At 68.6% G+C, this 6,305-nt stretch carries 8 protein-coding genes; 6 read left to right on the forward strand and 2 right to left on the reverse strand.

What is annotated here, in order from left to right:
• Positions 1-2: 2 nt before the first annotated feature.
• From KVT44_RS55120 to KVT44_RS55145, 6 genes are all read left to right on the forward strand, one after another.
• Entirely contained in the window at positions 3-845 is an 843-nt protein-coding gene (locus tag KVT44_RS55120; protein ID WP_254651220.1) for an alpha/beta fold hydrolase, read from the forward strand.
• A 126-nt stretch (positions 846-971) separates the two neighbouring features.
• Entirely contained in the window at positions 972-1,148 is a 177-nt protein-coding gene (locus tag KVT44_RS55125) for a hypothetical protein (protein WP_217576751.1), read from the forward strand.
• Positions 1,149-1,611: 463 nt separating this feature from the next.
• Positions 1,612-2,493, forward strand: coding sequence for an alpha/beta fold hydrolase (locus tag KVT44_RS55130; protein ID WP_217576753.1), 882 nt, complete (start codon positions 1,612-1,614; stop codon positions 2,491-2,493).
• A gap of 149 nt (positions 2,494-2,642) precedes the next feature.
• Entirely contained in the window at positions 2,643-3,482 is an 840-nt protein-coding gene (locus tag KVT44_RS55135; protein ID WP_217576755.1) for an oxidoreductase, read from the forward strand.
• A gap of 47 nt (positions 3,483-3,529) precedes the next feature.
• Positions 3,530-4,168, forward strand: a complete 639-nt coding sequence (locus KVT44_RS55140) for a DsbA family protein (protein ID WP_217576757.1) — start codon at positions 3,530-3,532, stop codon at positions 4,166-4,168.
• Between the two features lie 65 nt (positions 4,169-4,233).
• Positions 4,234-4,680, forward strand: a complete 447-nt coding sequence (locus KVT44_RS55145) for an NUDIX domain-containing protein (RefSeq protein WP_217576759.1) — start codon at positions 4,234-4,236, stop codon at positions 4,678-4,680.
• A gap of 116 nt (positions 4,681-4,796) precedes the next feature.
• Here KVT44_RS55145 and KVT44_RS55150 read toward each other — a convergent pair whose 3' ends face one another.
• On the reverse strand, positions 4,797-5,786 hold the full coding sequence (locus KVT44_RS55150) for a GlxA family transcriptional regulator (protein WP_217576762.1): 990 nt from the start codon (positions 5,784-5,786) through the stop codon (positions 4,797-4,799).
• A 236-nt stretch (positions 5,787-6,022) separates the two neighbouring features.
• A partial coding sequence (locus KVT44_RS55155) for a methyltransferase (RefSeq protein WP_302832266.1) occupies positions 6,023-6,305 on the reverse strand: 283 nt, incomplete at its 5' end.

The following is a 6,305-nucleotide window of genomic DNA, read 5'->3' on the forward strand; positions in this document are numbered from 1 at the left end:
GGCTGCGGCTGCACGCGGTCACCGGCGGGGACGGCCCACCGCTGCTGCTGGTCGGCGGGTGGCCACAGACCTGGTACGCCTGGCGGGAAGTGATGCCCGCACTCGCCCGCGAGCACACCGTCGTCGCCGTCGACTCGCGCGGGGCCGGGCTCTCCGACAAGCCCGACGACGGGTACGACGCCGGCACGCTGGCCGCCGATCTGGTCGCTCTGATGGCCGCGCTCGGGCACGACCGGTTCGACGTGGTCGGCCACGACATCGGCATGTGGACCGGATACGCCCTCGCCACCGATCACCCCGAGCGGGTGGGCCGGCTCGCCGTCGTCGACGCCATTATCCCCGGTCTCACGCCGACCCCGTCGGTCTTCAGCCCGGCCGCGGCCAACCAGCGGCCCTGGCACTTCGGCTTCAACCGGCTCACCGACCTCAACGAGGAGCTGGTCCGGGGGCGGGAGCGGCTCTTCTTCGGCTACCAGTTCGCCAAGAAGGCAGCCACCCCGGACGCGATCCCCGCGTACGCAGTCGACGTCTACGTCGATGCGATCGTCGCGGATCCTCGCGGGCTGCGGGCGAGCTTCGCGTACTACCGGGCGCTGGACGAGACGATCGCGCAGAACGAGCAGCGCAAGAAGACCCGGCTGACGCTGCCGGTGCCCGCCACCGGCGGCGCGCGGAACAGCGGCGCGATGGTCGCCGAGGCGATGGGGCTGGCGGCCGCCGATGTCACCGGGGTGGTCCTCGACGATTGCGGCCATTACGTGGCCGAGGAGCAGCCGGCGCGGTTTACCGAGATCCTGGAGGACTTCCTCGGTGGCAAACCTATAGCAGGCGTGCCGCACGGCTGAGACATTCGTGGCGGAGTTTCGCCATGTCTGTCTTGCGCCCCCGCTCATTCACGTTGCGGCGCCTCCCGCGTGCCAAGAATCGACGGCGATGCGTATGCCGTCGGCGGTGCGCGAGGAAGAATGTCGATGTCCACAGTCAGCTACCGCAGGGTCCCGGCCGCGATGATCGCGGCGTTGCTCCGCGCCGGCGTCGCCCCACCGTCCAAAGTCGACAAAGCGATGCGGCAGGCCAGCGGGCGACCACCGTCGACGGCAAGGCGTTACGCGGATCTCGCACCGTCGATACTGCCGCCCGGCACGTGATGGCGGCCTGCGATCAGGTCACCGCCGTGGTCCTTGCCGACACTGACGTCGACGGCAGGACCAACGAGATCACCCGGTTCCGGCCGCTGCTGGACCAGATCGGCGACCTGCGCGACACACCGTGATCACCGCAGACGCGCTGCGCTGCCAGCGCGAGCACGTCGATCACCGACCAGCTTCCTCCCTGCTGGTAGCCCCTGCCTTCCATCGCAGGTCAGCGGTCTGCTCCCGCGGGAACGGCGTCCGGCACGCGATGGAACTTAGATGACCGGTCGGCTAACTTCAGGACGTGGCGCGGATTTGCGACCGCTCCAGATCCAGTTCCTCAAGAGGACGCGCCCATGAGTGCGTACAGCCGGCAGGTCGTGCCGTCGAGGCGTGGCTTGCACGCCTGGACGCAGCTCTGTCCTCCGGGCCGTCCTCGCCATGGGAGCCCTGTTCCCTTCAAACCTGGAGTACAGCGATGAACGACAACGGACGTCAGGACGGCATCCACCCCTTCCCGGCCGGCATGCAGTCACGTGAGATCGAAACCAACGGCGCAACGATCCACGTACGCGTCGGCGGGCAGGGGTCCGCGGTCGTCCTGCTGCACGGCTTCGGCACAACGGGCGACATGTGGGGTCATTTGGCGAACGCACTCATCGAAGACCACACGGTGATCGCGCCCGACCTGCGCGGGCTGGGCCTCTCCTCGAAGCCCGAGGACGGCTACGACAAGAAGAACCAGGCGGCGGACGTGTGGGGCGTCCTGGACGCCCTGGGCGTGGGCAGCATCGAACTGGTGACGCACGACATCGGCATCATGGTCGGCTACGCGGTCGCCGCCACCCAGCCCGAGCGCGTCAGCCGATGGGTGGCGATCGACGCACCACTGCCCGGCATCGGACCCTGGGACCAGATCACACAGGACCCGACCATGTGGCACTTCGGCTTCGGCGGTCACGACATGGAACGCCTGGTCGACGGCCGCGAGCGCATCTACCTCGACCGCTTCTGGAACGAACTCTCCGTGGTCCCGGAGCGGTTCGACGAGGCCAAGCGCCAGCACTACGCGGCGCTCTACGCGCAACCCGGCGCCATGCGGGCGAGCTTTGCCCAGTTCCTGGCGTTCAGTCAGGACGCGGCCGACAACAGGAAGTTCCTCGCCCAGGGCAAGCTTCAGATGCCGGTCCTGGCCTTTGGCGGCGAAGCCACCTTCGGCCCCGGGATCGGCGAGGTGATCCGGTGCGTCGCCGACAACGTCGAAGACGCCGTCATCCCGGACTGCGGGCACTGGATCACGGAAGAGCAGCCGCAGGCGACGACAGACCTGGTCGTCGACTTCCTGCGCCAGGAGCGCTGAAAGACGGCGTCACCGTTCAGGGCGGGACGCCGCCGACCCCACCGACGTCCCGCCCTCCACGGAATCAGCACTGACAACGTCACCCTCACTGAGCAGGCGGGGGCCGCCGCCCGGACGGCCAGGATGCCGCCACCGTCAAGGAGTTCCCCGTGAGCAAGACAATCCTGATCACCGGTGTCAGCAGCGGCCTGGGCCGTGCGTTCGCAAAGGAGGCCCTGGCCGCCGACCACCTGGTCGTCGGCACCGTCCGCAACCAGGACCAGATCGCCGACTTCGAAGCCCTGGCGCCGGGCCGCGCCACCGGCCTGCTGCTGGAGGTCACCGACGACGCGGCCGTCTCCCGGGCGGTCGAGTACGTCGAGGAGAGCATCGGTCCGGTGGACGTGCTGATCAGCAACGCCGGATACGGTGTCGAGGGCACCGTCGAGGAGTCCTCCATGGACGACCTGCGGCACCAGTTCGACGTCAACGTCTACGGGACCGTCGCCGCGATCAAGGCGGTCCTGCCGTCCATGCGGCGCCGTCGCACCGGACACATCGTCACCGTGTCCTCCATGGCCGGACTGACCGCGCTGCCCGGTGTCGCGTTCTACGGCGCCAGCAAGTTCGCCGTCGAGGGCATCACCGCGTCCCTGGCGCAAGAGGTCGCCCACCTCGGCATCCACGTCACCGCCCTCGCCCTTGGCGCGTTCCGCACCGACTGGGCAGGCCGCTCGATGACCCGCGTGCCGCGGACCATCCCCGACTACGACACCGTCTTCGACCCGATCCGCGCCGCCCGCCAGACCAAGGACGGCAACCAGACCGGCGACCCCGCCCGCGCTGCCAAGGCCCTGCTCACCGTGCTCGACGCGGACAAACCCCCGGTCCACCTGGTCCTTGGAACCGACGCCCTGAACCTGATCGAACAGGGCCGGCAGCGCCTGAACGACGACATCGCCGCCTGGGCCGACCTGACCGCATCGACCAGCTACCCCGCTGGCACGTGACCCACCCGCCGCGCGCTGAGGCCGCGGCCGTCGTTTGGATACCCACGATGAACAACTCCCGTACCACCACCGTCGACTTCTGGTTCGACCCTGTGTGCCCGTGGACCTGGCTGACCTCCCGCTGGATGCTCGAGGTCCAAAAGACCCGCCCCGTCCAGGTCACCTGGCACGTCATGAGCCTGGCCATCCTCAACGAAGCACGCCTGGACCAGCTCCCGCCGCACAACCGCGAACTGATGGGCCAGGCCTGGGCACCCGTCCGGGTGCTGACCGCCGCACAGGAGACCTTCGGCTCCCAAGTCCTCGAACCCCTCTACACCGCACTCGGGACCCGCTACCACCCTCAGCAACTGCCCAAGACCCGCGCCACCATCGAAGCCGCCCTGCGGGAGGTCGGACTGCCCGAGCACCTCGCCGAGGCCGGCGAAACCGACACCCACGACGCCGCGCTGCGCCGGTCCCACCAGGAGGGCATCACCCTGGTCGGCCAGGAGGTCGGCAGCCCCATCATCGCCGTCCCCGGCCCCGATGGCGGCGAAAGGATCGCCTTCTTCGGCCCCGTCGTCACTCCCACGCCCACCGGAGAACAGGCCGCCCGCCTGTGGGACGGCACGCTCGCCGTCGCCTCCACCCCGGGCTTCTACGAAATCAAACGGACCCGCACAGTCGGCCCGATCTTCAACTAGGGTCTGTCTCTTCGATCTTGGGGGATCTCTCGTGATCGAGGTGGTGTAACCCCTACGCTGCGGGAATGCGGGAGTTGACGTTGCGTATCCGGGTGGCCGCCTACGTCCTGCGCCGTCGCGCGGGACGGTCGGTGGAGTTGCTCGTGTTCGACCACGACGTGGACCTGCCGCCCGGCACGCACGTCCCGGCGGGGGGTGTAGCTCCGGAGGAGCCACTGGAAGAGGCAGTGTTGCGTGAAGTCGCGGAGGAGTGCGGGCTGACCTGTGTTCGGGTGCTGCGCCCGATCGCGGAGGAGCACACCCCGCATCCGATCCGTCACTTTCCCCGCCACACCACCTTCTTCGAACTGGAGGTGGACGGCGACGCAGATGTCCCGGATGCGTGGGACCATCACGTGACGGGCGCGGGGCGCGACAACGGCATGACGTTCCACTGCCGTTTTGAGCCGTTGCCCCTGGCCTTCCCTTTGGCGGACGGTCAGGACGCCTGGCTGGATCGTCTGGAAGCATGAGCGCCGTCGCTTGATCGCCTCCACAGCTGGTACGTCACGTCGTGGATCGAGCGGGTTGGTGTGTGCCGTCCTCCTCGGCCGAAGGACGAACAAGTGGCCAGGGGGGCGAGTCCCCGTCAGATCTGTGCGGGCGCAGCCTTCGTGGGCAGGCCGTTCCCACGCAGCGCGCCGGTGGTCTTGCCGGTCCGCTCCCGCAGCAGCACGCGCAGCGTGTTGGGATGCTCGTAGCCGACCTTGCGCGCGATGGTCTCCAGGGACAGTTCGGTGGTACGCAGCAGATGGGATGCCTGCTCGATCCGCAGGTCCTGGACGAAGCGGATCGGTGACGTCCCCAAGGTGCGCTGTACCGAACGCTGCAGCGTCCTTTCGGTGACGCCGATGGCCCGGGCGGCCTCGGGAATGCTGATGGGCTCGGTCATGCGCTCGCGGACCCAGCGCTCGAACGCGCTGACCGTCGGGTCGCTCTGTGCCAGCGCGCTGGGGATCGTGTAGGCGGACTGCGAAGGGCGCTCGTCCAGGATCAGGTAGCGGGCGACCAGGTCGGCCAGCGCGGGGCTGCTCTCCCGGATGATCGCCAGTGTCAGGTCGACGTGTCCGAAGGCCGCTCCTGCGGTGGTGACGCCGTCGGACGAAACCACCATGCGGCTCTCGTCGAGGTGCACGCCGGGGTAGCGGCCGCGGAATGCCGGAGACAGCCACCAGGTCGTCGTGGCACGCAGCCCGTCCAGAATCCCGGACTCGGCCAGCAGGAAGGTGCCGGCGCATGCGGACGCGATCCTGGTGCCGCGGTCACGGGCCTGGGCGATCAGATTCCGTACCGGCAGCGACTCCTGGCCCGCGACATAGGCCAGCACCTCCTCGGGGCCGCGGCCGGCCCGGGCGGGCACGATCAGCAGATCCGTCTCCTCCGCGCACTCGACGGGCTCGACGGCGACCAGGTGTCCGGCCCCGGTCCGGATCTCGCTGTGGAAGCCGACCTTGCGCACACGCCAGGTCAAGCCGTCGCCGAGCTCTCCCGCCATCGCGTTGGCCTGGTCCAGCACATCCAGGATCGAGGCGAGTCCGGAGTCGAAGACACCGCCGTGAACAAGAACCGCGATCTCCATGCCACGCACCGTACCAGTGTCGGAAACGCCATTAGAACTTTCGTTTCCGTCGCTGATGTAGTCGGGGTCCTCCGATGAAGCTTTCCGTGTCGGGGAGAACGTGCAGCAGCACACGAGCCGCTGCCGTCTCGCCCCGCGAATCCACCCCGAACACCCCTGCGGCCGCGGGCCGTAGGGGTGTTTTCACTCCCGCCGAAATCGCCCCAGGACCAGGGGCAAGGTCGCGGCACGCAGGGTCAGGTGGTGGGTTGTGTTTCGATGACGACGAAGGCTCCTGCGGAAGTCGTTTTGACGCGGCGCAGGCCCGCTGCGGTGAACAGGGCGTCGAATTCGGCGTTCTGTCGTTCCCTGCCGCCCGTCATACCGAGCATGTTCATGTCCATCAGGGGGGCGAGGCCGGGCTGGCCCACCTCTCCGACGAGGAGATCGATGACGGCGATGCGCCCGCCCTTCGCCAGTTGTGCCCGGCAGTTCTGAAGGATGCGGACGCAACTGGCGTCGTCCCAGTCGTGCAGGATG

It is taken from the genome of Streptomyces sp. GbtcB7 (assembly GCF_019091445.1).
GTDB classification, from domain to species: domain Bacteria; phylum Actinomycetota; class Actinomycetes; order Streptomycetales; family Streptomycetaceae; genus Streptomyces; species Streptomyces mirabilis.